The following is a 1,234-nucleotide window of genomic DNA, read 5'->3' on the forward strand; positions in this document are numbered from 1 at the left end:
TGGTAAGCCCCTAATTTCTTAGACACTTAACTGTTTCTCAAAGTACTGTTTTTCGAACTGCACTGGAGACAGTCCATTATTACTACCATGACGACGCACAGGATTATAGAAATATTCGATATAGTTAAATATTTCTGAGCGAGCTTCGTCTCTGTTTTTATAGATTTTTCTCTTAACTCTATCTTTCTTCAGCAACGAGAAAAAGCTTTCGGCGACAGCATTATCATGACAGTTACCTCGTCGACTCATACTGGCTTCTAAATTCTGCTCCTTTAAAAAGCTCCGCCAATCAGAACAGGTATATTGCACTCCTTGGTCGGAATGTATCAAAACCTTACCTTTCGGTGAACGTCGCCAAATGGCCATTAATAGCGCATCAATTACTAAGTCAGCTTTAGGTGTGTTTTTCATTGTCCAGCCCACGACCTGACGAGAGAAGAGGTCAATAACAACTGTTAAATATAGCCAGCCCTCATGAGTACGGATATAGGTAAAGTCGGTCACCCAAACCTTGTTGGGTTCTGCGACATCAAAGCCACGATTTAACGTATTTGGTGCAGTATGGCTAACATTCCCACCTCCAAAGCTTGGATTGCGCTTATAGCCACGTACAGCCTTAATATCAGCTGTTCTCATGATCCGATATACACGATTTTTGCCAACGGCCTCACCATCATCTTTAAGGTCTAAAGTGATATTTCGGTAGCCATACACACAACCACTTTCTAGCCAATACTGTTTAATTTTACCTAGTAATCGCTTATCTTCAGTAGCTCTGCGACTAAGAGGCTCCTTAAGCCAGGCATAGAAACCGCTGCGGTGAACGCCAAGTATTTCGCATAGGATTTTTACCGGGTAGTGCTTGAGCCTAGACTTTATGAACGTGTACTTTTCTTTGACTCGCTTGCAAAGTACACGGCGGCCTCCTTTAGGATATTTCGCTCTTCGGTTACGCGGCGAAGCTCAGCCTTGAGTTTACGTATTTCGTCTTGTTGATTATCAATGGTTATGTGTTGCTTTTCTGGCTTATCAAACTTATTAATCCAGTTGTGCAAACTTTTGGAAGTGACGCCTAATCTATCAGCAACATCTGCGATTTTATAACCACGCTCAGTGACTTGTTTAACAGCTTCTATTTTGAACTCATCTGGATATCGTTTTCCGCGCATGTAACACCTCATATTTTTGGTTAAGTATAACTCTATGAAGTGTCTACTGTTCTAGGGGCTTACCA

1 protein-coding gene is annotated in these 1,234 nt (G+C 41.7%); it reads right to left on the reverse strand.

Annotated elements, in window-relative coordinates; translation table 11 throughout:
- Window positions 1–18: 18 nt before the first annotated feature.
- Window positions 19–1,169 (reverse strand): IS3 family transposase gene (locus JMA39_RS21100; protein WP_202723845.1). Its coding sequence is split into 2 segments (ribosomal slippage): window positions 19–932 and window positions 932–1,169, totalling 1,152 coding nucleotides; the frame shifts between segments, so codons are not numbered across the junction.
- Window positions 1,170–1,234: the final 65 nt, after the last annotated feature.

It is taken from the genome of Shewanella schlegeliana (assembly GCF_016765635.1).
In the GTDB taxonomy this organism is placed as follows: Bacteria; Pseudomonadota; Gammaproteobacteria; order Enterobacterales; family Shewanellaceae; genus Shewanella; species Shewanella schlegeliana.